Source organism: Rhodococcus sp. 077-4 (assembly GCF_047782425.1).
Lineage (GTDB): Bacteria > Actinomycetota > Actinomycetes > Mycobacteriales > Mycobacteriaceae > Rhodococcoides.
In genome coordinates this window covers 277238-302905 of record NZ_JAJPWC010000001.1, presented here as the reverse complement: position 1 = coordinate 302905, position 25668 = coordinate 277238, and the positions used below count along the sequence as shown (strand labels likewise).

Below are 25668 nucleotides of genomic sequence, written 5' to 3'. Positions count from 1 at the left end.
CCATGCGTTTCGTACAGGGATTTCTTCGACAGGTACTCGCAGGCCTCGCAGTGCTGCTGGCATTGACCGTGATCCTCGGCATCGCGTATCCGGCGGTGGTCTGGGGCATCAGTCGCATCGGTACCGACTCCGCTGAGGGCAGCCCGCTCCGCGACGCTCAGGGCTGCGTCGTCGGGAGTTCGTTGATCGGCGTCGATCCACAGGTGGCTCCCGGACAGCCGGATCCGTACTTCCACACCCGCGTGACCGGTTCGGTCACCGACGACGACGCATTCGCTCCCGGCGATCCCGCGGCAGCCCTGCCGAGCAACCAGGGACCGTCCAGCGAAGTGCTCGCATCGTTCGTCGAACAGCGGCGTGCCGCCATCGCCGCCCGCGAGAACGTCGACCCGTCGGCGGTACCGCCTGACGCCGTCACCGGCTCCGGTTCCGGAATCGACCCCGATATCAGCCCGGCGTACGCAGCCATCCAGGTTGCGAGGGTGGCGCAGGTCAACGGAGCGTCGGTCGACGATGTCGAGGCTCTGGTCGACAAGTACACCCATGGCCCGCAGTACGGTGTACTCGGTGCCGAAGCGGTGAACGTCCCGGAGTTGAACCTGGCACTGTCGGGTAAGGAGACAGGTTGTGGCGGACAGGGGTGAGCTGAGGATCTATCTCGGCGCGGCTCCCGGCGTCGGCAAGACCTTCGCCATGCTCGGGGAGGCCCACCGGCTGCGTGGTCGTGGTTGCGACGTCGTGGCAGCGGTCGTCGAAACGCACGGTCGCGCGCGAACGATCGAGGCGCTCGACGGGATCGAAGTGCTGCCGATGGCGACCGTTCGCTATCGGGGATCCTCGGCACAGGAACTCGATCTCGACGCCGTCCTGACTCGCCGCCCGGAAGTGGTGCTCGTCGACGAGCTGGCGCACACCAACACCCCCGGTAGCGTGCACGACAAGCGGTGGCAGGACGTGGAAGTGCTGCTCGACGCCGGCATCGACGTCATCTCGACGCTCAACGTGCAGCATCTCGAATCGCTGAACGATGTGGTGCAGCAGATCACCGGGGTGCCGCAACGAGAGACCGTGCCCGACAGCGTCGTTCGAGCGGCGGACGAGGTCGAGTTGGTCGACATCACCCCGGAGGCGCTACGGAGCAGGTTGCGGCACGGCAACGTTTACGCCGCCGAGAAGGTCGACGCCGCACTGAGCAACTACTTCCGGGGCGGCAACCTCACTGCCCTGCGAGAGTTGGCCCTGCTGTGGATCGCCGACCAGGTCGATGCCGCACTGGTGAAGTACCGCAAGGACAATCGCATCACCGATACGTGGGAAGCGCGCGAGCGCGTGGTGGTGGCCGTCACCGGCGGCCCGGAATCGGAGACGCTGCTGCGCCGAGCCAGCCGGATCGCATCGAAATCCAGTGCAGAGCTGATGGTGCTGCACATCGTCCGCGGCGACGGACTGATGGGAGTGTCTGCACCGCAGATGGGCGCAGTGCGCAAGCTCGCTGCCGGTCTCGGTGCCAGCGTGCACAGTGTCGTCGGCGACGACGTGCCGTCGACCCTGCTCGATTTCGCCCGCGGCGTGAACGCGACCCAGTTGGTGATCGGAACCTCGAGACGGTCCCGTGCCGCTCGAATTTTCGACGAGGGCATCGGTGCGGCCGTGGTGCAGAACTCGGGAAAAATCGACGTGCACATGGTCACTCACGCGGAGCAGGCCAGGCGTAGGAGCGTTCAGGTGGATTCGGGGCGGCGACGCATTCTGGCGTGGGTCGCCGCCGTTCTGGTGCCGTGCCTCGCTGCGGCCCTACTCAGCACGATCGGACCCGACTTCGACTCCAGTGGCGAGAGCGCCCTGTTCTTGATGGTGGTGCTGTGCGTTGCGCTGCTGGGAGGGGTTGCGCCTGCGGCACTCTCGGCACTGATCGCGGGCTTCCTGCTGAACTACTTCTTCACCACACCGAGGTACAGCCTCACCATCGCCGAACCGGACAACTTCGTCGTCACCGTCGTGCTGCTACTGGTCGCCGTCGCCGTGGCTGCCCTGGTCGACGCCGCCGCCCGGCGAACACGTCAGGCGCGGCGGGCCACTCAGGAGGCGGAGCTGTTGACGCTGTTCGCCGGATCGGTGCTTCGCGGGGCCGATCTCGCCGCACTGCTCGAACGCGCCCGCGAAACCTACCGGCAGGACGGCGTCGCGTTGTGGGACAACGAGTCTCGCGCCATCATGGGGAGCGTGGGAGCCCGAGCCCCGATCGACCGCTCCAGCGCCGACACCGAGATCGACGCGGGTGATTTCACGCTGCTGCTCGTCGGCGAACGCACCCGCGCCCACGATCGTCGGGTTCTCGCAGCGGTGGCGAACCAGGCCGCGGGCATGGTCCGACAGACGCGACTCGCCGAGGAAGCCAGCCGAGCCAACGCGCTCGCCGAGGCCGACGCGTTGCGTCGAGCATTGCTCTCGGCCGTCAGCCACGATCTGCGAACGCCGCTGTCCGCGGTCAAGGCGGCCTCGTCGTCCCTGCGCAGCAACGACGTTCAGTTCTCGGCGGAGGATACCGAGGAGTTACTGGCCACCATCGACGAGTCGGCCGATCAGTTGACCGCTCTGGTGAGCAACCTGCTGGATTCCTCGCGACTGCAGGCGGGCGTCGTGCGGCCGACGCTCCGACCGGTCTTCGTCGACGACGTACTTCGCAGCGCGCTCATCGGGGCGGCAGGCGACCGTGTGCGGGTCGACGTGGGAGACGTCGAGGTGCTCGCCGACCCGGGACTGCTCGAACGCGTCCTCGCGAATCTGGTGGACAACAGTGCCCGCTACGCCCCCGCCGGCGAGATCACCGTGCGGGCGACCGCGCACGGTGACCGGGCGAGCATCTCCGTGGCCGACCACGGCCCCGGCATCACCGAGGGGGCCGAGGAAACGATGTTCGACGCGTTCCAGCGCCTCGGCGATCGTGACAACTCGGTGGGCGTCGGGCTCGGACTGTCGGTGGTGCGCGGGTTCGTGCGCGCGATGGGCGGTACCGTCACGGCATCGAACACCGTCGGCGGCGGGCTGACGATGACGGTCGAGTTGAAGGCAGCCGAGTCGAAAGCGGGGAGCAGGTGAAGGTGCGGGTGCTCGTCGTCGACGACGAGCCACAGATCGTGCGGGCGCTGCGCATCAATCTCAATGTGCGCGGATTCGACGTGGTGAGCGCCGCGAGCGGTGGAGAGGCTCTGCGGGTGGCCGCGAACTTCCATCCGGACATCGTGATTCTGGACCTCGGTCTGCCCGACATCGACGGTATCGACGTCATAGCGGGCCTGCGCGGTTGGACCGATGTGCCGATTCTGGTGCTCTCGGCGCGCACCGATTCTGCCGACACCGTCGAGGCGCTCGATGCCGGAGCCGACGACTTCGTGACCAAGCCGTTCGGAATGGACGAGCTGCTGGCGCGACTGCGCGCTGCCTTGCGCCGTGGCCCGCACTCCGTCGCCGACCCGGTGATCGAGACCGCCGACTTCACCGTCGACCTCGCCGCGAAAACCGTTGTGCGCGAAGGTGCGAGCGTGCACCTGACTCGCACCGAGTGGGGTGTCCTCGAACTGCTCGTTCGCAACGAGGGAAAACTGGTGTCGCAGAAGGAGATACTGCGCACCGTCTGGGGCCCCGGCCACGAGCGCGAAACGCATTATCTGCGAATCTATCTCGGCCAGCTGCGCCAGAAACTCGAACGAGACCCGGCCTCGCCGGTGCACCTCATCACCGAAACGGGTATGGGCTACCGATTCGTGAGCTGAAAGTCCGGTTGCGGTGCCGACTCGTCGTGGTCGACGAAGAGCGAGAGCGATTCCCAGTTCTGCTGCACGGCCAGGGCTGCTCCGTCGGCGTCGCCGGCGCTGCACAGTTCGATGATTCTCTCGTGTTGTGCGATCGAATCGCGGCCGACGAGCGAGGCGAACCGTAGCCGTTCCAATCGACGCAAGCTGGGTGTGACCTGCTCGAGTACCGACGCCACCACATTGTTCTGGCTGGCTTCGACGGCGACGTTGTGGAACTTGTCGTCGCTGGCCAACGCCACGTCGACATCGCCTCGGGCGAAGGCTGCGGCGAACTCGCTGTTCGCGCTCCGCATCGCGGTGATCTCAGGCGTGCGCATGAGGGGAACGGCGGTGCGCATCGCGAGAGCGTGCATGGCTGCCGCCACCGCCTGGACGTCCAATACCGCCTTGCGTTCGATGGTCGAGACGATCGTCGAACGCCCGGGTCGAGTGTGGACCAGACCTGCCTGTTCCAGCCGCGCGATCGCATCGCGAATGGGAGTGCGAGACACGCCGAGCCACTGTTCGAGTTCCGCGTCGCGCAGCCGTTCACCGGGCGCGAAGGTGCCGTCGACGATTGCGTCTCGGATCGAGACGTAGGCGTTCTCGCGCAGCAATGACCGCTTGTGCTTTCCGAGTTCGACGGGTACCGGCATGCGAAATATCGTAGCCCACCCTCCTCGGGCTTGACAGGGCGCGGCATGCAAGATGCAATATATTGCAGAATCCCGGTTCACAACTGTGGCCCGAACATCGACCCAAGGAGAACCGCGTGGCGATCGACGACTTCGACCGTTATCCACTCACTTTCGGCCCCAGCCCGATTCACCCGATGGAACGACTGAGCGCGCACCTCGGCGGCGCGAAGATCTGGGCGAAACGCGAGGACGTCAACTCCGGTCTGGCGTACGGCGGCAACAAGACGCGCAAGTTGGAGTACATAGTTCCCGACGCGTTGGCCAAGGGCGCGGACACGCTCGTCTCCATCGGCGGGGTGCAGTCGAACCACACCCGTCAGGTCGCTGCCGTGGCTGCCAAACTGGGCCTCAAAGCAGTTCTGGTACAGGAGAAGTGGGTCGACTGGCCGGACTCGGTCAACGACAAGGTGGGCAACATCCTCTTATCTCGAATCATGGGTGCGGACGTCCGACTCGACCCGTCGGGCTTCGGTATCGAGTTCAAGGACAGCTGGCAGAACGCCATCGAGGACGTCGAGCGTTCCGGCGGCACGCCGTACGCGATCCCGGCGGGCGGGTCCGATCACAAGCTCGGCGGTCTCGGCTTCGCCAACTGGGCGTACGAGGTACAGAAGCAGGAAGAGCAGCTCGGGGTCTTCTTCGACACGATTGTGGTGTGCAGCGTGACCGGCTCGACGCACGCGGGCATGATCGCCGGCTTCGCGGGGCAGAATCGCCCGCGCCGCGTCCTCGGTATCGACGCGTCGGCGAAGATCGAGGCGACACGCAACCAGGTCGAGCGGATAGCGCGGAACACGGCCGAACTCATCGGCCTCGGACGCGAGCTGCGCGACGACGAGATCACCGTGCTCGAAGGGTGGGCCGGTGACTTGTACGGCATTCCCGTCGCGTCCACCATCGCGGCCATCGAGATGACGGGACGCCTCGAAGGTGTCATCATCGACCCCGTCTACGAAGGTAAGTCGATGGCCGGTCTGATCGACCTGGTCGAGCAAGGTGAGATCGGCAAGGATTCGAACGTGCTCTACGCACACCTGGGCGGTCAACCCGCTCTCAACGCATACAGCGGAATCTTCTGACGTAAGCGGGGCTGATGACGCAAGGTCGAGCAGAGCTGGATCCGTTGAGCGCTCGGATCACTGCGGCGCTTCAGGTGAATCCGAGGGCATCGTGGGCGAGCATCGCCGATGCCCTCGGCGAACCGGAGAGAACCGTGACTCGTCGGGGTCGAGAACTGCTCGATTCGGGCAGTGTTCGAGTGGTCGGTGTCATCGGCGCCACCGGTGCCGTCATTCTCCGTGCGCGCTGTCATGTGGGCATGGCCCGCGCCGTGTCGGTGGGGCTGGCACGTCGTGACGACACGATGTTCGTCTACGCCACCTCGGGACACGAGGAGTGCATCGCGGAAATTCTCGTCGACGACGCGCATCTGGCGGATCTGATGCTCGACGATCTGCCGAGCATCAGTGGCATTCGGCGGATCCGGGTCGATCCGATCACGCACGTCTATCGCTCGGTGCGGGAGTGGCGTCCGAACATTCTCGACCACGCGCAGGTGGCCGCACTGACCCCGCCCGTACACGGGGACTATCAGCCGGACGGACGACTCGGCTCCGAGATCTCGGCCTTGCATCGCAGCATCCTGCGCGTGCTTGCCGAGGATGCGCGCACGACCACTTCGGAGATCGCGCGGGTGGTGGGCACCACCGAGAACACGGTCCGACGGCACATGGAGACACTCGAGCGGACCAACAAGTCCCGCCTGCGTGTAGTGGTCGAACCGGCGCTGCTCGGGTATACCGCGGAAGCGATGGTGTGGGTCAAGGTTGCGCCGCGACAGCACGACGACCTCGTCGGGCTGCTGCTCGAGCATTCCGAGGTGCGGTACGCCGTGGCTGTCGCGGGGGCCGAGAGTCTACTGATCAATTTTGCGTGTCCGGATCGAATTGCTCTGCACGAGATGACAACTCACACCGCATGGTCGGCACTGGCCGATTCGATCTCGGTGGTGTCGGTGCTCGGTGCCACCAAACGAAGCGGCAATCGGCTGTTCGCCTCGCAATCCGCGGCCTACCTCTACTGACCGGCGCGGGTCAGCGGATGGGGGCACCGGGACCGAGCGGGATACCCAAGGCGTACCAGACGGCGAACAGTGCAGCCCATACGATCAGCATGCCCAGTGCGACGGGAATGGTGAACGACGCGAGGGTGCCGATGCCCGCATTCTTCTTGTACCGCTGGATCAGCCCCAGGGTGAGGATGAAGTACGCGGACATGGGAGTCATTGCGTTGGTGCAGGAATCGGCTATCCGGTAGACGGCCTGAGTGGTTTCGGGGTTCACGTCGATGTACATCAGCATCGGAACGAGAACCGGCGCGAGCATCGCCCACATCGCCGAGCCGCTACTGACGAGCAGGTTCATGAAGGAGATGACCACCAGCATCAGCATGAAGACGATCAGCGGATGCAACCCACCGGCTTTCAGCAGTTCCGCCCCGTTGACGGCGACGACGTTACCGATCCCGGTCCACTTGAAATATGCGAGGAACTGGGAGATGGCGAAGAAGAGCACCAGGATCGGAGCCAAGGTCTTGATACCCACTGCCATGGATTCGGGTATCTGCCTCGCACGCTCGAAACTGCCGGTGGTCCTGCCGTAGACCCAGCCCGTCAGGACGAACGCGATCGCGATGAAGAAGGCCACGTTCTCCATGACGATGGACTGAACGAAGCCACCGTTCTCACCGCGCAGCGGCGACGATTCCGGTAGCAGGGCTGCGACGACGACGCCTGCATAGATCAGGAACGCGATACCGGCGCGACGCAGCCCCTTCTTCTCCGCGGGCTCGAGATCCAACTTCAGGTTCTCGGCACCGTCCTCGACGCCCTCGTCGGCGTCGAGGTTCATGTGCTTGGCCATCACCAGTTCCACGACGAGAGTGATGAAGACGGAAATCACCAGCGACGACGCGAGACTGAAGAAGTAGTTGTCGACGGGTGTCACGACATACTCTGCGTCGACGATCTGTGCGGCCGACGTGGTCAGCGAGGACAGGATCGCGTCACTCGGGGTGATCAGCGGGGATGCGTTGTAGCCGCCGGAGATGGCAACGAAGGCGACCATCATTCCCAGTACCGGACTGCGGCCCGCAGCCTTGAAGGCCAGCGCCGCCAACGGGAGGACGACGATGAATGCCGCATCGAACATGACGTGAGACATGGTGCCGGCGAACGCAACCGCAAATGTCACCCATTTTGCGGGCAACTTCACGATGGTGGTGCGCAGGAGTGTGGTCAGTACGCCCGAATGCTCCGCTACCGAGACGCCGAGGATGACGGTGACGATGATCGGAAGTGGACCGAAGGCCGCGAAGTTGTCCAATGCGGTCCCGAAGATCATGGCCACACCGTCACTGCTCAGCAAACTCCTCACAGCTGTCGACTCCCCGGTGCTGGGAAGCACGACACTGGTGCCGATGGCCGCGAGGGCTGCGCTGACGACAGCCAGGATGGCCGCGAGAATCCAGAAGAGCAGGAACGGATGGGGCAGTTTGTTGCCGACCCGCTCGATTCCCGACACCAGCGCGAAGAGCGGCCTCAATCCCCTCGGCATCCGCTCCTCGACCGCATCGGCAGTTGCTGGTGGGCCGTCGATTTGACTGGACATCGATGTTTCTCCTTCGCAGACCTCATGGATTGTGACACGGAGCACGGTGACGAATGTGCTGCTCACTCAACTCGTTTCACGTTGCGGATATGTTGCTTGCGTGTTTTTTCCGGCCGGATGCGCGAATCCGCCACGCGGAGGGCGAAAACGCTCGATTGCGCAGGATGGTTCTTTCCGTGCTGCGGGTGAGGGCAGTGTGTAAATAGGCTGCCGACAACACTTCCGGCGTTGCCGGACCGACGCGAGGAGACCCATGAGCAGTGCTGCCGAGTCCATGTCCCTACGCGAGTTGGCGGGCAGTATCCGCCGTCGAGACATCTCGGCTCGGGAAGCTCTCGCAACCCATCTGACGCGCATCGACGAGGTCAACCCCGTCATCAACGCGATCGTCACACTCGACGCCGACACCGCTGAGCAGCGCGCCCGCGAGGCCGACGCCGAATCGGCCTCGGGTGCAGCACTGCCTCCGCTGCACGGTGTGCCGATGACCCACAAGGACAACCACCTCACCGCAGGCATGCGCACCACTTTCGGTTCTCCGGTGTTGGCCGACAACGTCCCCACCGAAGACAGCGGCATCATCGCGCGCCTCAAGCGTGCGGGCGTCAACACGACGGGCAAGTCCAACGTGCCGGAGTTCGCGGCGGGGTCGCACACGTTCAACCCCCTGTTCGGGACCACGACCAACCCCTACGACCCCACCCGGAGTGCGGGCGGCAGCAGCGGCGGGGCCGCAGCCGCGATCGCCGCCGGTGTACAGCCGGCCGGTGACGGCTCCGACATGGGCGGATCACTGCGGACTCCTGGATCGTTCTGCAACCTGGTGGGGTACCGGCCGTCGCTCGGTCGGGTCCCGATGACTCCTGCGCGCAACCCGTGGGCCTGGATCGCCCGACAGGGCGTACTCGCGCACGACGTGGAGGACGTGCGGTTTCTGATGCGCGCCATCGCGGGCCCGGACGCGTCGAGCCCGCACAGTCTCCCGATCGACGATACGTACGCATCGGAGGAGCCCGGCACTCTGCGCGGCGTGCGAATTGCGTGGACCGCCGACTTCGGTCTCGGCGTTCCGGTGGAACGAGAGGTGATCGAGGTGCTCGGTCGCCAACTCCACGTATTCGAGGACCTCGGTGCCGACGTCGAGGTCGGCTGTCCGGATCTGTCCGACGCCGACGAGGTCTTCCAGACCACGCGGGCGTTCGACTTCGCGACCAACTACGGTCACCTGCTGGCCGATCACCGGCACCGGATGAAGGACGCGGTGCAATGGAACGTCGACAAGGGAATGGCGCTCACCACCCGCGACATGATCTCTGCGAACGCAGCTCGTGCACGCCTCTGCGCTGCTGTCAGACGTTTCTTCTCGACGTACGACGTCCTGATCGCGCCTGCTGTTCAGGTGCTTCCGTTTCCGGCCGTCGAAGAATACCCCACCGAGATCGACGGCACGCCGATGGGCAATTACCTCGACTGGATGCGAGCGGCCTGCCTGATCTCGGCGACAGGACTTCCGTCGTTGTCGATTCCGGGCGGTTTCAGCTCCTCCGGTCTGCCCGTCGGACTACAGATGGTCACCGCCGATCGGGCCGACCGATTACTGCTTCGAGTTGCTCATGCATTCGAGGAGTCGACGGGATTTCACCGGCGCAGGCCCGAACTCACGGCTGCGGCTCCAGTTGCGTGGTGACGCCGATGCGGTTCCAGGCATTGATGGTGAAGATGAGTCCGATCAGCTGACCGATGCGATGGTCGTCGAAATGTGTTGCAACTCGGTCGTATATCTCGTCGGGCACGCCGCCGTGCGGAAGGGTGGTCACTGCTTCGGTGAGCGCGAGCACGGCCTGTTCGGGCTCGCTGAAGAATCCCGGAGCGTCGTGCCAGTTCGATACCAACATCAGGCGCTCCTCGCTCTCGCCTGCGGCGCGGGCATCCGAGGAGTGCCTGTGGATGCAGTAGGCGCAGCCGTTGAGTTGAGATGCCCGGATGCGGACGAGTTCTGCGAGCTCGGTATCGATTCCTTCGCGCACCACGGTGTCGAGTGCGACGAGTGCCTTGTAGGTCTCCGGTGCGGACTTCGCCAGGTTGATTCGTGTCATGTCGTCCACTGTATGAGCCAAGGCGAACCCCGCTATGGTTCACTTTCATGGCAATTCAACGGGTCACTTCGGTCGATCTGCATCTCGATCTCGACCCGTCCGGCTCGCGCCGCGAGGCATTGGCCAGGGCGTTGCGCGACGCCGTCCGCAGCGGCAGGCTCGAGCCGGGGGTGGCGCTCCCGTCCTACCGCGCGCTCGCGCTCGACCTGGGGATAGCCAGAAACACCGTCGCCGAGACGTACGCGGAATTGGTGGACGAGGGATGGCTGACGGCCCGGCAAGGATCGTCCACTCGCGTCGCTCACCGCGCTCGGCCCACGCCGGTCGCCGGCGCGGCAATGCCACCGCAGCCTCGGCCGCTCTTCGATCTGCGGCCCGGCCGACCGGATCCGTCGTCGTTTCCGCGTTCGGTCTGGTTGGCCTCGGCTCGGCGGGCGATCAACGACGCGCCGTCCGATGCGTTCGGTCCGGGTGATCCGCGCGGCCGCATCGAACTGCGGACGGCACTGTCGGACTACCTCGCACGGACCCGTGGGGTGCGTACCGATCCGCAGCGAATCGTGGTGTGCTCGGGCTTTTCTCAGGCGCTCACGATGCTGAACGACATCGTGCCAGCCGGACCTGTAGCACTCGAATCCTTCGGTCTGCCGTTTCATCGGAGTATCGTCGAAAAGTCCCGATCCACGGTGGCGCTCGGCGTCGACGACAAGGGTTGTGTCGCAGAGGATCTGGGGGCCGGCGCGGCGTCGGTCGCCGTTCTGACCCCGAGTCACCAGTTCCCCACCGGTGTGGCGCTCGCCCCCGAGCGTCGGACCGCGGCGGTGCAGTGGGCCCGTGATGTCGACGGAACGGTGATCGAGGACGACTACGACGGCGAGTTCCGGTACGACCGCTCACCGATCGGTGCGATGCAGGGCCTCGATCCGGATCGCGTGATGTACGTGGGGTCGGTATCGAAGAGCCTGTCCCCCGCCGTACGCATCGGGTGGATGGTGGTCCCGGACCGGTTGCTCGACGCGGTGGTCGCGGCGAAGGGGGTCCGTGAGTCGACGGTGGCCACGGGCGATCAACTGACGCTGGCGGACATGCTGGTCTCGGGTCGGTACGACCGGCATGTGCGGACGATGCGAATGCGCTACCGCGCCCGGCGGAATCTGTTGCAGCAGAGCATGGATCGCGCTGATGCGGACGTACGTATCGGTGGAATCGCGGCCGGCCTGCAGGCCGTGATCACCCTGCCGCCCGGGCGCGAGATCGACGCACTGAACAGGGCCGCGGGCATCGGACTCGCCATCGAGGGTCTCTCGACCTTTCGGCACCCGGCCGCGACCGATGCCACGTACGACGGTCTCGTGGTCGGATACTCCGCTCCTACCGAGAATGCCTATCCTGCGGCTTTGGAGGCCCTGATGTCCGTCCTGTCTTGAGCATCAACCACCCAGCACCTCACCCTCGCGCCGGGGGTCGGCTCCCCCGATCCAGCCGCCGTCGGTGCGCTGCAACGCGCTCAGTCCACTGGACTGGTCTGCGACCGACACCTGGTGGCCCATCTCCCGGAGCCGTACCACCACCGGGTCGGTTTCGCCCGAGACGTTCGGGTGCTCGCCGCCGTAGTTGGTCGACGGGGTGTTGGCCGCACCGAAGTCGACCATTGACACCGCCTGCTGCGGGTCCATGCCCCAATCGAGCAGTCCCACCAACGTTTTGACGACGAACTGGATGATCACCGAGCCGCCCGGAGAACCGGCGACGAGGACCAGATCGCCGCGCGCGCCGTTGTCGTCTCGGTCGAACACCAGCGTCGGGGCCATCGAGCTACGCGGACGCTTACCGGGCTCGACGCGATTGGCCATCGGAGTGCCGTCCTCGGCCACCGGTGATGCCGAGAAATCGGTGAGCTGATTGTTGAGCAGAAAGCCGTCGACCATGTGGAACGAGCCGAAGGCCGACTCGACGGTCGTGGTCATCGAGGCTGCGTTGCCCTCGCTGTCGACGACGGAGATGTGGCTGGTGCCGTGCTCGGGATCGCTGGACGAGGCGAACTGCACCGGCCCGAAGTCACCCGGCTTCGCGGTGCCCATCGACTTGCCCTCGTCGATCAGTCCCGCTCTGCTGCTGAGGTATTGGGGATCGAGCAGTGCATCGGGGGAACCGCCGGGCAGCGGTACGAAATCCGGATCGGCAACGTACTTGTCGCGATCGGCGTAGGCCAGGCGCTCGGCTTCGGCGATCAGGTGCACGCCCTCCGCCCTCGGAGTTCCGCCGTTGGCGTCCATTCCGGTCGGCGCGTACTGCGCGAGGTCGAAATTCGACAGAATCCCCATCGCCGACGCCACCGCGATACCTCCCGAAGACGGGCCGGGCATACCGCAGATGTCGTGGTCGCGGTACGGCGTGCACACGGCGGTGCGTGTTCTGGGCTCGTACGCGGCGAGGTCGGCGAGCGTGATCTGCCCGGCGGTGCGGCCCGCGGTGGTGTCGGCCGTCGCGTCGACGATGGCCTGTGCGATATCGCCGGTGTAGAAGGCGTCGGCACCGTCGGTTGCGATGGCGGACAACGTCTTCGACATCGCGGGGTTGTTCAGGACCGTGCAGGCCGGCTTGCCGGTACCGTCCGCCTGTAGGAAGTACTCCTTGGACGCCGGGTCCAGTGCGAGCTTGGGTGCCGAGTCGGCGATGGACGACGCCATGCGCGGGCTGATCTCGATTCCGTTGTCGGCGAGACCGATTGCAGGCTCGAACAGCTCACCCCACGGCTTGTCGCCGTGATCTTCATGGGCCTGTTCGAGCATGCGCAGCACTCCGGGAACGCCGATCGACCGACCGCTCGAGCGGGCATCGGGCTGCGGCACAGTGCGATTCACATCGTCGATGTATCGCAGGTAGTCGCCGGTAGCGCTCATCGGGGCGGTCTCGCGGCCGTCGTAGCTCTGTACCTCGCCGGTGGCCGCGTCGTAGTACATCAGGAATGCGCCGCCGCCGATTCCCGAGGACTGCGGTTCGACGAGGCCGAGCACCGTCTGCGCCACGATGAGCGCGTCGGCCGCGGTACCGCCGTCACGCAGAACGTCGCAGGCGGCCTCGGTGGAGACCGGATTGGCCGTCGAGACGGAGTAGGAGGCCGTTTCCACCGGAGCCATGTTCGATCGATACCCGGTCGCCACTTCCGGATTGGTCGAGATGTCGCCCGAACCTGCGCTCGGCGTCTTTCCTACCGGGGTGCCGCCGCTGGAGCCGAGAACGCAGCTGTTCTCGGCAGCGGAGTCGCGATCGGTGCTCTCACTGCTACTGCACGCGGCGAGCGGCACCAACAGTAAGGCGCAGGCAAGGGCGGTCGAGCGGAGCGGACGCATTCCGGTTGCAGACACCGCTCGACGCTAACACCGTGGTTACCGCCGTTCGGCAGATTCGAGAAGCCAGTGTGCGACGGGCGCGGGCCGGCCGAACAGAAAGCCCTGCGCGAAGCGGCATTCGAGCGCCTCGACGGTGGCGGCTTGTTCTTCGGTCTCGACTCCCTCGGCAACCGTGGCCACCGAGAGAGCCGACGCCATTGCGGTGATGGCGCGGATCAGTTGAATGTCCCAGTCGGATCGACCGATCTCCTGAACGAACGATTTGTCGATCTTGAGCATCTTGAACGGCATGGTGCGCAATCGATTGAGTGAGGAGTACCCGACGCCGAAGTCGTCGAGCACGATCAGCACTCCCATGGCGGCGAGTCGATCGAGCACGGTTTTCGCCGTGCCCATGTCGTCGATCAGGACGCTCTCGGTGATTTCGAGGGCCAGGTCGGCTCCGTCGAGGCCGTACGTATCGAGCAGTCGTCCGACGATGAGCGGCAACGAATCGTCGCGCAATTGCATCGGGGACACGTTCACCGACATCCTGACGTCCTGCCCGTTGGTACGCAGGGCCACCAGATCCGACATCGCGGTGTGCAGCACCCATTCGCCGATTTCCTTGATGAGGTTGGTCGATTCGGCGATCGGGATGAACTCGTTGGGGGTACGCACTCGGCCCCGCCAGTTCCAGCGCACCAGTGCCTCGTAGACGACGGTGGCGCGCGAGGAGGTCTCGATGATCGGCTGGTAGTACACCTCGAGCTCGCCGCGTCGGATCGCGCCGCGCAGCTCGGTGGCGGTCTCGATCGCGGATGTGGCACGTGCGCGCAGGGATTCGTCGAAGAACGCATAGCGCGCCGCTCCGAGAGATTTGGCCTGATACATCGCGGTGTCGGCCTCGCGGATGGCGTCGTGCAATCGGTCCGCATCCGCGATGCCGACCGACGCGGTGACGTATGCCGTCGCGGCGCTGAGTTGGAACGGCTCGTTCATCCGGTCGATCACGCTGCGGGCCAACGCTTCCGCGCCACCGCGATCGCGGTGGGTCAGGACGACGAATTCGTCGCCCGCGTAGCGAACCACGGTGTCGGTGCCGCCGACTGCGACGCGGATGCGTCGTGCTGCGGCCACGATGAGCTCGTCTCCCACGCGGTGCCCGTACGAGTCGTTGACCATCTTGAAATTGTCGAGGTCGACGAACAGGACGTACGTGCGTCCTGGGTTCTGGTTGCGCTCGTGCCGAGTGAATTCCTCGTCGAGAATCGTGCGGTTCGGTAGGCCGGTCAACAGATCGTGAGCTGCCAGGTATTTTGCGTGCTCCTTGCCGACCTGCATTCTGGTCAGCGCGCGTTCCCCGCGAAGGAATGCGCCCACCAGGATCGAGGCGAGCAGTAGCGACCGCACGATCAGGTCACCGGTGGACACCGCCGAGCCCAGCAGCGGCACCGTGGCGCAGACGACCAGCAGCGTCACCACGAACACGACGCGGCGGCTGCTGTGTGCCGGTGCCGGGGTCTGCCGCTGGGAGACGGTGCGCATCGACGGATCGAGGGCGGCCATCGCGAGTGAGAGGTACGCGAACAGGTAGATCGCGTCGAGCACTCCCGAGGACGGCGCGGCGTCGGTGGTGGCCGCGAAGGCATACGAGACGTCGCCGACGAGTGTCGCGACCAAGGCGATCAAGGCCCATTGCAGCGCCGCCGTGCGGGGTTTGGCCGAGAACAGCAGGTAGGTGGTCAGGGTGATCAGCGCTGCGTCGATCGCCGGATACACCCCGTTCACCACCGTCGATGCCGACGAACGCGGAGATTCGAGGGCCGGGGAGATGAACAGCAACCACGACAGGAACAGGGTGCCGAGGAAGATCAGACCGGCGTCGACGAGCGGGGTGATGTCGTCGATCGACCGACGATCTCGGATCCACCGTGAGAGCGCGTATCCGACGAGTGCGTACCCGGTCAGCGTGAACAGATCCGGCAGCAGGGGGATCGAATGATTCAGTGCGCTGGGATCGCTGCGCAGCGCGACCCCGAACATGAACAGGACAGAGGCCCCGAACAGGGCCCACCAGCATCGGGAGTCCTCGGGACGGTATCGACGGATGGCGGCGCTGATGGCGAGCACCGACCCCACAGCGACGGTGGCCAGCACACCTGCCCGTACTCCGGCGTCGCCGAGAACGAAGACGGTTGCCGCGACGACGATCACTGCGACCAGGGCGGCGGTTCGTCTGCTGTGCACGACGAAGGGCGCGGCGACCTTCGTATTCATCGAAGGACCTACTTCCTTCCCGCTCGCGGCGTGCGCACGGCTTCAGCACCGCCTCCATCGGTGAATATACGTCTTCGTGCACTGCTCACGGTGCCGAAGTTCGAGCTGAATGGGGAAGAATTTCAACAGGTGTTGCAACGGCGGCTCTCCGAGATCAGGACGCCGTCGACTTCTCCCGCTGCACAGCGGAGCGGACCTCCTCCTCGATCAGGTCGCCGTTGATCGCAGCACCCGCCTTCACTCCCGCCGCGGACGCGGCGATCACGGTGTCCATCGGGGCGGACACGTTGCCTGCAACCCAGACGCCCGGCACCGATGTGGCACCGACGGGATCGGACTCGATGTAGGTGCCGAGGACGTGGTCGTTCATCACCAGATCGGTGGTGGCGAGCCCCAGTGACACCAGGATGTCCGCGCGAGAGGTGAAGTTCGGTCCCACGACCACGGCGTCGAGCCGGACCTGCCTGCCGCTCACGAGCGTCGCGCCGACGATGGCGTCGTTCTCGACGTCGATCCGAGCGATCTCCTCGTCGACGATGTCGATGCCCCGCGCGGTGAGTCGCTCGACGTCCTCGGCGGCCAATTCCGTTGCCGTATGGGCGAACACAGTGACGCGTTCGCTGAGCTGGCGCCACATCTGTGCCTGATGCCCCACCATGACGCTGCCGATGATCCCGATGGCGCGATCTCGCACTTCCCAGCCGTGGCAGTACGGGCAGTGCAGGACGTCGCGACCCCATCGATCGGCGAGACCGGGAATGTCCGGGAGGACGTCGGTGAGGCCGGTGGTGACCAGCAGGCGTCGACCGCGCACGACGGAGCCGTCGGCGAGGGTCACCTCGAAGCCGGACTCGGTTCGGATCGCCGAGTCGGCGACGCCGTCGATGATGCGTGCGCCGTAGTGGCGCGCCTCGAGTCGGCCGAGTCGAACCAGTTCGAGAGGCGATTCGCCGTCGCGGGTGAGGTAGTTGTGGGAGTGCGCTGCCGGCGCGTTGCGGGGATCGCCCGCGTCGACGATCGCAACGGATCGTCGGGAACGGCCGAGAGCCACTGCGGCGCTGAGTCCGGCGACTCCGCCGCCGACGATGATTGCGTCGACGGGAGTGTGTCGATCGGTATCTGTAGTCATGCGGAAAGTGTGCGTCGTAGATCGAACGCTGGCAATAATTATTGCCGAAACAGCAAATGATGGAAGGCAAAAATACCGCCGGACGACGCGACACGACAGAAACGGACCGTTGGCCCCAATTGCGACCGCTGTGACTGTCAGCCGGGCGGTGAGCCGCCGAGGTAAGCGCGGACGTACCGCTTGAACAGGGCGTTCACTCGAGGTCTACTGATCGGTAAGAAAACTAGCCGGGGGGGCGCATGGGGCACTTCGAGATCGGAGCGACCGTCATCACGGTCCGCAACCTGGGGCACCTGCGGTGGCGCAGTGGAATTCCGAAAGGAACAGTGGGAATCGTCGTCGGCGTGGATTGGCTCGGCGATGCCCGCGTGAACTTCACCGTCGACGAGTCGATGCTCGCCCGCGGTGAGACCGTGGAACACATCGTCGCCGACGGTGACGTCCGCACTCTGCGGGCAGCTCCCCGCCGGTTGATCGGCTAGTTGCTGTCGGTTCGCTCGTCGGCGGTCGCGGGACCGGTTTCGACCGCTCCGCCCTCGCTCGACCAATCGTTGTCTTCCGCCGCCGCGGCCGGATCGGACGTGACGTCCTCTTTCGCGTCGGGGGCGGTGTCGTGGTTCTTCTCAGTAGTCATGAGCCCGGGGTACCCGTGCAGCGGGAGACGAATCTTCGGCCGCCGCACGGGCGAGCACTCGGGCAGTTCCTACAGGCCGAAAGGCAACGTTCCCGGTGCCAGCTCGAAGCCGCTGCTGCCAGCGGAAATGGAGCCGAAGCCACTGAGGATCTGGTTGATGAACGCGGTGATCATGTAATTCCTCTGTTCGATGTGATGGACTGTGTGTCCTGGACAACCCGGTCGAGGTTACCGGCAGCTGTAGCGTCGAAGCTGTGAGGAGCCAGGGAATTCTCGTCGGTATTGCTGTGTCCGCCTGTCTACTGGCGGGTTGTTCGTCGGACTCTTCGGTGCCGGAAGCACCTGCTGTGTCGTCGGACGCGGCCGTTCCGCTGAACTACGTCGCGCTCGGAGACTCGGCGGCGTCGGGGCCGCGGATCCCCAATCAGGTCGGCGCACCGGGCTGTCAGCAGTCCGACTCCAATTACCCGCACGTTCTCGCCGAGGCGTTGCAGGTCGCCTCGTTCGTCGACGTCACCTGCGGGGGTGCGGTCACCGACAACATCGTCTCGGTATCGCAGAGCACGTCGAGCGGTGAGGTGCCCCCGCAGCTCGACGCGCTGACCCCCGAGACGGACCTGGTGACCGTCACGATCGGCGGTAACGACATCGGACTGGTGTCCACCGCCGTGCAGTGCCTGACCTTCGCGAACACCTCGGCCACCAACGTCTGCAAGGACCGCCTCACCGCAGGCGGCGTCGACACCGTCGCGGCCGCCGTTGCGGAGAAGGCACCGCAGTGGGGAGCCATGCTCGACGCGGTGGCCGAGCGAGCGCCGGACGCGCGGATCCTGGTCGTCGGCTACGGCACCTATCTGCCGGACGGCGGCTGCTTCCCCACCCAGCCGATGCTGCCCGAGGACGCCGACTACATCCAGAGCAGCATCACGACGATGAACGAGGCGCTACGGGCGCAGGCGGACGCGCACGGCGCGGAGTTCGTCGACACCGAGCCGTTGAGCGTCGGCCACGACGTGTGCGTGGCCGCCGATCAGCGGTACTTCGAAGGGGTCGTCCCGCAGAACCCTGCGGCACCCCTGCATCCGACAGCGGCGGGAATGGCGGCGATCGGTGACGCGGTCGCGGCTGCGGTACGCGCCGGATAGCCACGGGTTGCGGATTGGCTCTTCTCGGACCTGCCGTCGGCGTGAAGTCTCGACGGCATGGTTTCGTATACCGCTGTCCTCGGGGTGTTCGCCGTCGCTCTCGCGTTGGTTCTGACGCCGGGCCCGAACATGATCTATTTGGTCTCGCGCAGCATCTCGCAGGGCAGGCGGGCGGGACTTGTGTCGCTGGCCGGTGTCGCGATCGGCTTCCTGATCTATCTCACGGCCACCAATCTCGGTCTGGCTGCGGTGTTCACCGCCGTGCCCGCGCTGTACACGGCGGTCAAGCTCGCAGGTGCGGCCTACCTTGCTTGGTTGGCGGTGCAGGCCCTGCGCGGAACGGTATCGGCGTTCGAACCGACCGAATTGCAACAGGATTCGACTCGACGGCTGTTCACGATGGGCCTGGTGACCAACCTGCTGAACCCGAAGATCGCGATCATGTACATCTCGGTCATCCCGCAGTTCGTCGATCCCGCGGCCGGACACATTCTGCTGCAAGGGTTCACGCTCGGCGCCGTGCAGATCGCGGTTGCGGTCGCGGTGAACCTGCTGATCGTCGTACTGGCCGGATCGATCGCCCAGTTCCTTGCCGTCCGCCCGACCTGGCTGAAGATGCAGCGTTATGCCATGGGCACGGTGCTCGGGCTACTCGCGGTCCGCGTCGCCACCGACGGCGGAAGGCCGCTCCCGGCGTGATCGACGCGCGGCCCGCAGCTCCGGATCGAGCCGTTGCCGTACCGATTCGGAGGCGGCCGGGCCGGGAAGGAACTGCGCGTTGCTCTCACGCAGTGTCCTTCCGCTCTCGCGGTCGACGAGGACCGGGTCGATCGATCGGCCTTCGCCGTCCACCAATACGACCCGCCGATCCTGTTGCGGCACATCCTTGTTTCCCCATGCATACAGCGCGACGATGACCGTGCCGAGTTCACGGGCCCGCGTCGTCGGTACGTATTCGTGACGCGGGGGTCGCTCGCTGTATTGCACCTTGGTCAGCATCCCGCCGTCGACGAGGCTTTTGAGCCTGCGTGCCAACATGTTCGGCGCGATGCCGAGGTTGGATTCCAGCTCGTCGAAGCGGGAGAAGCCGTCGAGCACGTCCCGCAGGATCAGCAGCGTCCACCATTCACCGACCTGCTCGAGCGCACCGGCGATGGGGCACTCCATGTCTGCGAAACTACGTCGTTGCATTGCTACTTTCCTGCGATGACCAGCAGCGAGCTCGTGCCGGTTGCAACGACCTTGCCGGTGTTGTCGACCACTGATCCCTCGGCGAAGATCACCCGCGAACCGTTCTTGACCACGGTTCCCGTCGCCGTCAGAGGACCGCTGTGGGAGTGCACCGGCCGCTGGTAACTGACGTTGATGTCGATGGAGGTGTATCCGGTGCCCGCCGGGAGCATGGTCTGGGCCGCGCATCCGAGCACGGTGTCGAGAAGCGTGCACACCAGACCGCCGTGCACCATGCCGATCGGGTTGTAGTGCGCCTCGGACGGTTCGCACTCGAACACCACCTTGCCTGCCTCGACGTGCACCGCGGAGAACTGCATCAGTACGGCGATGGGCGGAGGCGGCATCTCACCGCTCGCCACCGCCCGCATGGCGTCGAGACCACTCATGGTCGACGCGGTCTTCAACACCTCGGCGGGGCTGACCCACGAGAAGGTCTGCGATCGTCGATGCTCGTCGGTGATCATGCGTCGTCCTGTCGTCGAGTCACTATTACGATGATAGTAAGCTGCTCACGATCGTAAACCCTGATCGAGATACGCGCGCCAGCCGCCGTACTCGGTGATGTCGGTTCCTGCCTCGGCCGCATCGTGCGCGCAGCAGAATCCGGTGACCGAGCGTCCGTCGGACAGCTCGACGGGCCCCAGACCCATCGGCGCGGGCAGTCCGGCGAGGAAGGTTCCGACCGCGGCCGCGGACATTCGATACAGCTCTCCGGCGATGGGCGCGCCGTCGCCTGCCCGCCGAACCAGGCCGGGCTTCGGCGGTGTGGTGTGCAGATCCACCAGTCGGTAGTCCGCGGTGGTCCTCACCTCGCCACCGAACCGTGCGCCGCGCTCGGTCAGCTGATGGTGCACCGGGAATCCGCGCAGATGCGCGCCGACGACCAACACCTCGATACCGTCGTCGATCAACGACGGCGACGCGACGCCGCTCAGCTGCGCCGCGAGGTCGATCGCGATCTGGTCCTCGAATGCGGGTACGACGACCATGACTCCGAAAGGATCACCGTCGGGCGTCGGGGCTCCGGGGACGGCGACTGCCGCCATGTCGAGCAGATTGCAGAAGTTGGTGAACGTCCCGAGTCTGCGGTTGATACCAATCGGATCCGCCTGCACTGCAGCGATGGTCGGATGCTCGGTGGTGGTGGGCAGCAACAGGCCGTCGAACCCGCTCAGCAGGGCTTGCGCGGCGGTCTCGGCGGTCGCGAGAGCATCGAGATCGTCCACGTACCGGTGCGCGGACGGCCCTGCCGCCGATCCGACGATCGCGGCCACCGTGGGATCGGCTCCGGACGGTGCGGTGTCCAGAAACGTCCCGACGGCCGAATAACGCTGCGCCACAATGGCACCGTCGTACAGCAATTTCGCGGCGTCGAGCAGGGCGGAGATGTCGACCTCGGCATGAGAGATGCCCTTGTCGGCCAGTCCGGCGACGGTCGCCTCGAATGCCCGACGGTACGCCGGACTCAAGGCCGTCAGGTCGTCATCGCGTGGAACGGCGACGCGGGGCTGTGGGGATGCGGCCAGTCGGACGTCGGCGGGCCAGGCTCGGCTGCGTGAATCGGACGCGGTGGGGCCGGTCATGACCTTCATTGCCGCAGCGGCACTGTCGAGGTCGCGCGCCAGAACGGTGACGCAGTCGTAGTCGGCGCAGGCAGGTACGACGCCGGTGTTCGGCACGATCCCCAGCGAGGCCTTGATACCGACGATGTCGTGGAAGGCTGCCGGTACTCGACCCGAACCTGCTGTGTCGGTGCCGATTCCGACATCGACGATGCCCAGTGCAACCGCGACGGCGGACCCGGAACTCGAACCACCCGAGATCAATGTCGGATCCCAGGCGCAGCGCACCGCGCCGTACGGGCTGCGGGTGCCGACCAGTCCGGTGGCGAACTGGTCGAGATTCGTCTTGCCCAGTACCAGTGCGCCCTGGCTCGTGAGTCGCTCGACGGCGATTGCGGACGCGGCTGGGGTGTAGGCAAACTCGGGGCAGGCCGCGGTGGTGGGCAAGCCCGCGACGTCGATGTTGTCCTTGACCGCGACGAGGACGCCGGCAAGAGGTAGAGCCGCACCGGATGCCAATGCCTCGTCGAGGGCGACTGCCTCGGCCAACACGTCGTCCTCGTTGCGCAGAGTGATCCACACCTCGGGCCGATCGACCTCGGCAATTCGTTTGTACGCCTGCAGGACTCGTTCTCGTACCTCAGGCCGCATCGGTTTTGCCCTTCTTCGTATCGAATTCGCCCGCTGCCGACCACGCATCACGTTCGGCACCGAAGGCCACGGCTTGTCTCGCGCGAAACTCGGCGATGGAGTCCGCGTTGGTATCGAGAAAGTTCTCGTGCTCGGCGAGGGAGAACTCACCGTCGGTGATCTGCACGCCGCCGCCGCGGCCTGCCGCCAGATCCGCGCGCAGGTCCATCAGCTCCTCGGGTTCGACCGAGTACCAGGAGATTCGGTCGAAGAACCGGAGCAGCCACGGGGTGCCCTCCTCGAACGGGCCGCCGCTGTAGGCGGCACTGTGGTTCCACACCTGCGTGGTTCGGCCCACGAACTGGTATCCGCCGGGACCCTCCATGCCGTAGATGCACAGGTACGCTCCGCCGATGCCGACCGCGTTCTCCGGCGTCCACGTTCGCGCCGGGTTGTACTTGGTCGTCACCAGGCGGTGCCGCGGATCCAGTGGAGTCGCAACCGGAGCGCCCAGGTACACGTCGCCGAGTCCGAGGACCATGTAGTCGGCGGCGAAGACGGTATCGAATACGTCTGCAACAGAATCGAGTCCGTTCATCCGCCGGATGAACTCGATGTTCCAGGGGCACCACGGGGCGTCGGCGCGCACGCCGTGCATGTAGCGCTGAATCGCCTCGCGGGTGGAGGGGTCGTCCCACGAGAGCGGGAGCCGAACCTGGCGGCTGGGGACCACCAGCTCCGAGGCCGCGGGGAGATCGTCCTCGACCTCGGAGAGCAGACCCATCAGCGAATCTATCGACAGCACATCGGGATTCACCTTCACCTGCAACGAGCGGATGCCGGGGGTGAGGTCCACCAGGCCACGCGGGGCTATTGCCTCGACCCGCTGATGCAGGGCGTGCACCCGGGCCCGCAGTGCCAGATCCAGTTTCATGTCTCCGTACTCGACGAGCACGTTGTCGTCGCCCGACCGGCGGTAGGTGACGCACGTGTCGGCGTCGCGTCGGGCGATGACGCCGTCGTCACCGTCGCCGCCTGCGGAGAACACCGCGGGCAGAGACGCGCGACGGGCGAGGCCTAGTGATCCGAGCGGCGCGGTCGAGGCGGCCTTGACGGGAACGAAGCGGATGGTGTCACCCGGTCGCAGTTGGCCGAGCTTCCACCGTTCGGCTGCGACAACGGTGATGGGACAAACGAATCCGCCCAGGCTCGGGCCGTCGGGTCCGAGCAGGATCGGGGTGTCGCCGGTGAAGTCCAACGCTCCGACGCTGTAGGCGTTGTCGTGGATGTTGGACGGGTGCAGGCCGGCTTCGCCGCCGTCGGCCCTCGCCCACTGCGGCTTCGGCCCGATCAACCGGACCCCGGTGCGATCGGAGTTGAAGTGCACCTCGTAGCGGGTGGCGTACAGGGTGTCGATGTCGTCGCGGGTGAAGAACTCCGGAGCGCCGTGCGGTCCCTCGGTGACGGCGATGTCCCAGCTCGACGTCAGTACCGGCAGGTGCTCCATCGGAATTGGCCCGAGGACGGCGGGGTTGTCGGAGCGGCCGGCCAGCGCGATGACGTCGCCCTCGCCGAGGGTGCCGCCGCGGTGTCCGCCGAACTTGCCGAGCGTGAAAGTCGCTGCGCTGCCGAGGTAGTCGTCGACGTCGAGGCTGCCCTGGATCAGAACGTAGACCCGAAGTCCGTGCCCGGTGGTGGTGCCGACATCGAGGGTGCCACCGGCGGGGACCAGGACCGGCTTCCACTGTGGGGCCGCTCGGCCGTCGATGCGGACCGGTACTGCGGCACCGGTGACGCAGACGTAGGTGTCGGAGTCGAATGTCAATGCCGGCCCGGCCATGGTGGATTCGAGGCCCGGTGCACCCTCGGGATTACCGAGCGCGACGTTGCCGAGCCGAAACGACAGATCGTCCATCGGCCCCGACGGCGGTACGCCCACCTTCCAGTACCCGATGCGCCCCGGCCAGTCCTGCACCGTGGTGAGCATTCCCGGCCGCTGTACGGCCATCTTGGTGGCGTTCATGCGCGGGCCGACTCCCGTGTCACGATCATGCGCACCGCGGTGGGGTCGAACCCGTTGCAGGGGTTGTTGATCTGCGGGCAGTTGGACACCAGCACCAGCGTGTCGATCTCGGCACGCAGTGAGAGCTTCTTTCCGGGAGCCGAGAGCCCGTCGACGATGCCGAGAGTGCCGTCGGCGTCGACGGGCACGTTCATGAAGAAGTTGATGTTGGGCACCAGATCTCGTTTGCCGAGTCCCCACTTCGAGCCCTCGATGAGAAAGTTCTCGACGCACGCGTGTTGATGCTGGGTGTGGTGGCCGTAGCGCAGGGTGTTCGATTCCTTGGAGCACGCACCTCCGACGGTGTCGTGGTTGCCGACCTCGTCGTCGACGATCGTCATGACCGGAGTCGAATCATCGCTGCGCAGAACGGTTCCGGTGGTGAGGAACAGGTTCCGCTGCGCGGTGACGGTGGCGGGGGCGGAGTACCGGATCGAATGATCGTTCGCGCCGTACATCAGGGTGTCGACGGCCTGATTGCCGTACAGATCGACGATGGTCAGTACGTCACCCGCCTCGACGACGGCGGACCAGGGGCCGAACGCGGGGGCGATCTCGTCTCTCACTACCGTGCTGCTCACTGTCCCTGTATTCACTGTCCCTGTATTCACTGTCCCTGTATTCACTGTGCTGCCTTCCATGCGTCCTCGGTGTTCTGCACTGCGCGCAGGTATTCCGGCTCTGTGTTGTCGAGAGCCAGTAACTCGTCCGGTGCTCGCCAGGCCAGTACGTCGAGGGTTGTCGTGGGGTACTCGGACCTCGGGTCCAGTGGGTGAGCAGTGTTGGCGAGCAACACGATCACCGGCAGATGGATCAGCAGATCCACGGACTTCCCGTTTCCGGCCGAGCCGGTGCTGACAAGACTGCCGTCGGCGTGGACTCTCACGCCGTGAAAGAAGGACAGTGACGGTGCCACGTCACGTGGTTCGAGCCCGTGCTTGGCCGCGGCAAGGGTGAACAGTTCTCGACCGGCCGGAGCCGCCGAATGTGGACCGCTCACTCCGTATTTGGCCGTGTTGGTGGCGGTGGACGTGGTGCCGCACAGTGCGTCGTGGTGACCGGACGTGTCGTCGACGATGGTGGCCAGAACGCGGCCCTGATCCGAGAGCAAGGGATGGCCCGAGCTCAGGTACGCCTGCCACGGCACTTTGACGGTATCGGCGGTGTTGAGTCGTTCCCACGGGGCGTCCGCGCGATAGAGCAGCAGGTTGGCGCACGCATCACCGTCGACGTCGACGAGGCGTAGCCGCGTTCCGCGAGCGAGGACCTTGGAGGCGTAGCTGCCACCGGGAACCGATTCCGCCCAGGTGAGCTCCGAGATGCCCTCCGGTGCTGTGGGCGCAGGCGCGACGGTGGCCTGGGATCGTGCGTGTTCCTTGGCGGAATACGTCGTTGCGGTGCTCAT

Annotated in this window: 23 protein-coding genes; 10 read left to right on the top strand and 13 right to left on the bottom strand. The window is 65.7% G+C overall.

The window, feature by feature from the left end:
- The first annotated feature begins 2 nt into the window (after window positions 1–2).
- The 3 genes from ACNEOT_RS01450 to ACNEOT_RS01440 are packed head-to-tail and all read left to right on the top strand — an operon-like array spanning window position 3 to window position 3773.
- Window positions 3–644 carry a potassium-transporting ATPase subunit C gene (locus ACNEOT_RS01450; RefSeq protein ID WP_415971542.1) on the top strand — a complete coding sequence of 214 codons (642 nt, stop codon included), beginning with the start codon at window positions 3–5 and terminating at the stop codon, window positions 642–644.
- Window positions 628–3099, top strand: a complete 2472-nt coding sequence (locus ACNEOT_RS01445) for an ATP-binding protein (protein WP_415971540.1) — start codon at window positions 628–630, stop codon at window positions 3097–3099. Before ACNEOT_RS01450 ends, ACNEOT_RS01445 begins: the two co-directional genes overlap by 17 nt.
- On the top strand, window positions 3096–3773 hold the full coding sequence (locus tag ACNEOT_RS01440; protein WP_415971539.1) for a response regulator: 678 nt from the start codon (window positions 3096–3098) through the stop codon (window positions 3771–3773). The genes ACNEOT_RS01445 and ACNEOT_RS01440 overlap by 4 nt, the downstream gene beginning before the upstream one ends.
- Here ACNEOT_RS01440 and ACNEOT_RS01435 read toward each other — a convergent pair.
- Complete coding sequence (locus ACNEOT_RS01435) at window positions 3755–4450, bottom strand: GntR family transcriptional regulator (RefSeq protein WP_415971537.1); 696 nt, start codon at window positions 4448–4450, stop codon at window positions 3755–3757. The two genes, ACNEOT_RS01440 and ACNEOT_RS01435, sit on opposite strands and share 19 nt — an antisense overlap.
- A gap of 116 nt (window positions 4451–4566) precedes the next feature.
- Between ACNEOT_RS01435 and ACNEOT_RS01430 the strand changes: the two genes are divergently transcribed.
- Together ACNEOT_RS01430 and ACNEOT_RS01425 are read left to right on the top strand one after the other, a co-directional pair.
- Window positions 4567–5571, top strand: coding sequence for a 1-aminocyclopropane-1-carboxylate deaminase (locus ACNEOT_RS01430; RefSeq protein ID WP_415971535.1), 1005 nt, complete (start codon window positions 4567–4569; stop codon window positions 5569–5571).
- Window positions 5572–5585: 14 nt separating this feature from the next.
- Complete coding sequence (locus tag ACNEOT_RS01425; protein ID WP_415971534.1) at window positions 5586–6575, top strand: Lrp/AsnC family transcriptional regulator; 990 nt, start codon at window positions 5586–5588, stop codon at window positions 6573–6575.
- A 10-nt stretch (window positions 6576–6585) separates the two neighbouring features.
- Here ACNEOT_RS01425 and ACNEOT_RS01420 read toward each other — a convergent pair whose 3' ends face one another.
- Entirely contained in the window at window positions 6586–8160 is a 1575-nt protein-coding gene (locus tag ACNEOT_RS01420; RefSeq protein ID WP_415971532.1) for an AbgT family transporter, read from the bottom strand.
- 253 nt (window positions 8161–8413) lie between these two features.
- Here ACNEOT_RS01420 and ACNEOT_RS01415 point away from each other — a divergent pair, with 253 nt between their 5' ends.
- Window positions 8414–9847, top strand: a complete 1434-nt coding sequence (locus tag ACNEOT_RS01415; RefSeq protein WP_415971530.1) for an amidase — start codon at window positions 8414–8416, stop codon at window positions 9845–9847.
- On the opposite strand, the gene ACNEOT_RS01410 is transcribed toward ACNEOT_RS01415, so the two are convergent.
- Entirely contained in the window at window positions 9819–10256 is a 438-nt protein-coding gene (locus ACNEOT_RS01410; RefSeq protein WP_415971529.1) for a carboxymuconolactone decarboxylase family protein, read from the bottom strand. The genes ACNEOT_RS01415 and ACNEOT_RS01410 overlap by 29 nt on opposite strands.
- A gap of 47 nt (window positions 10257–10303) precedes the next feature.
- Between ACNEOT_RS01410 and ACNEOT_RS01405 the strand changes: the two genes are divergently transcribed.
- A complete protein-coding gene (locus ACNEOT_RS01405; protein ID WP_415971528.1) occupies window positions 10304–11683 on the top strand; it encodes a PLP-dependent aminotransferase family protein in 1380 nt (459 codons plus the stop codon).
- A 3-nt stretch (window positions 11684–11686) separates the two neighbouring features.
- Here ACNEOT_RS01405 and ggt read toward each other — a convergent pair whose 3' ends face one another.
- The 3 genes from ggt to ACNEOT_RS01390 form a co-directional block, all read right to left on the bottom strand.
- On the bottom strand, window positions 11687–13609 hold the full coding sequence (gene ggt / locus ACNEOT_RS01400) for a gamma-glutamyltransferase (protein WP_415973616.1): 1923 nt from the start codon (window positions 13607–13609) through the stop codon (window positions 11687–11689).
- 36 nt (window positions 13610–13645) lie between these two features.
- On the bottom strand, window positions 13646–15868 hold the full coding sequence (locus ACNEOT_RS01395) for a putative bifunctional diguanylate cyclase/phosphodiesterase (protein WP_415971526.1): 2223 nt from the start codon (window positions 15866–15868) through the stop codon (window positions 13646–13648).
- A gap of 154 nt (window positions 15869–16022) precedes the next feature.
- Window positions 16023–16997, bottom strand: a complete 975-nt coding sequence (locus ACNEOT_RS01390; protein WP_415971524.1) for an NAD(P)/FAD-dependent oxidoreductase — start codon at window positions 16995–16997, stop codon at window positions 16023–16025.
- Between the two features lie 239 nt (window positions 16998–17236).
- On the opposite strand from ACNEOT_RS01390, the gene ACNEOT_RS01385 reads away from it, so the two are divergent.
- Complete coding sequence (locus ACNEOT_RS01385) at window positions 17237–17479, top strand: hypothetical protein (RefSeq protein WP_415971522.1); 243 nt, start codon at window positions 17237–17239, stop codon at window positions 17477–17479.
- Here ACNEOT_RS01385 and ACNEOT_RS01380 read toward each other — a convergent pair.
- Window positions 17476–17631, bottom strand: a complete 156-nt coding sequence (locus tag ACNEOT_RS01380) for a hypothetical protein (protein WP_415971521.1) — start codon at window positions 17629–17631, stop codon at window positions 17476–17478. The genes ACNEOT_RS01385 and ACNEOT_RS01380 overlap by 4 nt on opposite strands.
- Before the next feature lie 329 nt (window positions 17632–17960).
- On the opposite strand from ACNEOT_RS01380, the gene ACNEOT_RS01375 reads away from it, so the two are divergent.
- Window positions 17961–18776 carry an SGNH/GDSL hydrolase family protein gene (locus tag ACNEOT_RS01375; protein WP_415971519.1) on the top strand — a complete coding sequence of 272 codons (816 nt, stop codon included), beginning with the start codon at window positions 17961–17963 and terminating at the stop codon, window positions 18774–18776.
- A gap of 57 nt (window positions 18777–18833) precedes the next feature.
- Window positions 18834–19475 (top strand): LysE family translocator, encoded by a 642-nt coding sequence (locus tag ACNEOT_RS01370; RefSeq protein ID WP_415971517.1) that lies wholly within the window; start codon window positions 18834–18836, stop codon window positions 19473–19475.
- Here ACNEOT_RS01370 and ACNEOT_RS01365 read toward each other — a convergent pair.
- Genes ACNEOT_RS01365 through ACNEOT_RS01340 form a run of 6 tightly spaced genes read right to left on the bottom strand, consistent with a single transcriptional unit; the run spans window position 19425 to window position 25668 of the window.
- Window positions 19425–19967: a winged helix-turn-helix transcriptional regulator gene (locus ACNEOT_RS01365; RefSeq protein WP_415971515.1), complete on the bottom strand. Its 543-nt coding sequence runs from the start codon at window positions 19965–19967 to the stop codon at window positions 19425–19427. The two genes, ACNEOT_RS01370 and ACNEOT_RS01365, sit on opposite strands and share 51 nt — an antisense overlap.
- Window positions 19968–19969: 2 nt before the next feature.
- On the bottom strand, window positions 19970–20473 hold the full coding sequence (locus ACNEOT_RS01360) for a PaaI family thioesterase (protein ID WP_415971513.1): 504 nt from the start codon (window positions 20471–20473) through the stop codon (window positions 19970–19972).
- A gap of 45 nt (window positions 20474–20518) precedes the next feature.
- Window positions 20519–22222: an allophanate hydrolase gene (atzF, locus tag ACNEOT_RS01355; RefSeq protein ID WP_415971512.1), complete on the bottom strand. Its 1704-nt coding sequence runs from the start codon at window positions 22220–22222 to the stop codon at window positions 20519–20521.
- On the bottom strand, window positions 22212–24224 hold the full coding sequence (locus ACNEOT_RS01350; RefSeq protein WP_415971510.1) for a 5-oxoprolinase/urea amidolyase family protein: 2013 nt from the start codon (window positions 24222–24224) through the stop codon (window positions 22212–22214). The genes atzF and ACNEOT_RS01350 overlap by 11 nt, the downstream gene beginning before the upstream one ends.
- Entirely contained in the window at window positions 24221–24844 is a 624-nt protein-coding gene (locus tag ACNEOT_RS01345) for an urea amidolyase associated protein UAAP2 (RefSeq protein ID WP_415971509.1), read from the bottom strand. Before ACNEOT_RS01345 ends, ACNEOT_RS01350 begins: the two co-directional genes overlap by 4 nt.
- Window positions 24845–24885: 41 nt before the next feature.
- Window positions 24886–25668 (bottom strand): urea amidolyase associated protein UAAP1, encoded by a 783-nt coding sequence (locus ACNEOT_RS01340; RefSeq protein ID WP_415971507.1) that lies wholly within the window; start codon window positions 25666–25668, stop codon window positions 24886–24888.

Coding starts and splice junctions, on each gene's coding strand:
- ACNEOT_RS01450 (WP_415971542.1), top strand. CDS start 3: ATGCGTTTCGTACAGGGATTTCTTCGACAGGTACTCGCAGGCCTCGCA.
- ACNEOT_RS01435 (WP_415971537.1), bottom strand. CDS start 4,450: ATGCCGGTACCCGTCGAACTCGGAAAGCACAAGCGGTCATTGCTGCGC.
- ACNEOT_RS01425 (WP_415971534.1), top strand. CDS start 5,586: ATGACGCAAGGTCGAGCAGAGCTGGATCCGTTGAGCGCTCGGATCACT.
- ACNEOT_RS01420 (WP_415971532.1), bottom strand. CDS start 8,160: ATGTCCAGTCAAATCGACGGCCCACCAGCAACTGCCGATGCGGTCGAG.
- ACNEOT_RS01415 (WP_415971530.1), top strand. CDS start 8,414: ATGAGCAGTGCTGCCGAGTCCATGTCCCTACGCGAGTTGGCGGGCAGT.
- ACNEOT_RS01410 (WP_415971529.1), bottom strand. CDS start 10,256: ATGACACGAATCAACCTGGCGAAGTCCGCACCGGAGACCTACAAGGCA.
- ACNEOT_RS01405 (WP_415971528.1), top strand. CDS start 10,304: ATGGCAATTCAACGGGTCACTTCGGTCGATCTGCATCTCGATCTCGAC.
- ggt (WP_415973616.1), bottom strand. CDS start 13,609: ATGCGTCCGCTCCGCTCGACCGCCCTTGCCTGCGCCTTACTGTTGGTG.
- ACNEOT_RS01395 (WP_415971526.1), bottom strand. CDS start 15,868: ATGAATACGAAGGTCGCCGCGCCCTTCGTCGTGCACAGCAGACGAACC.
- ACNEOT_RS01390 (WP_415971524.1), bottom strand. CDS start 16,997: ATGACTACAGATACCGATCGACACACTCCCGTCGACGCAATCATCGTC.
- ACNEOT_RS01385 (WP_415971522.1), top strand. CDS start 17,237: ATGGGGCACTTCGAGATCGGAGCGACCGTCATCACGGTCCGCAACCTG.
- ACNEOT_RS01380 (WP_415971521.1), bottom strand. CDS start 17,631: ATGACTACTGAGAAGAACCACGACACCGCCCCCGACGCGAAAGAGGAC.
- ACNEOT_RS01370 (WP_415971517.1), top strand. CDS start 18,834: ATGGTTTCGTATACCGCTGTCCTCGGGGTGTTCGCCGTCGCTCTCGCG.
- ACNEOT_RS01365 (WP_415971515.1), bottom strand. CDS start 19,967: ATGCAACGACGTAGTTTCGCAGACATGGAGTGCCCCATCGCCGGTGCG.
- ACNEOT_RS01360 (WP_415971513.1), bottom strand. CDS start 20,473: ATGATCACCGACGAGCATCGACGATCGCAGACCTTCTCGTGGGTCAGC.
- atzF (WP_415971512.1), bottom strand. CDS start 22,222: ATGCGGCCTGAGGTACGAGAACGAGTCCTGCAGGCGTACAAACGAATT.
- ACNEOT_RS01350 (WP_415971510.1), bottom strand. CDS start 24,224: ATGAACGCCACCAAGATGGCCGTACAGCGGCCGGGAATGCTCACCACG.
- ACNEOT_RS01340 (WP_415971507.1), bottom strand. CDS start 25,668: ATGAGCACCGCAACGACGTATTCCGCCAAGGAACACGCACGATCCCAG.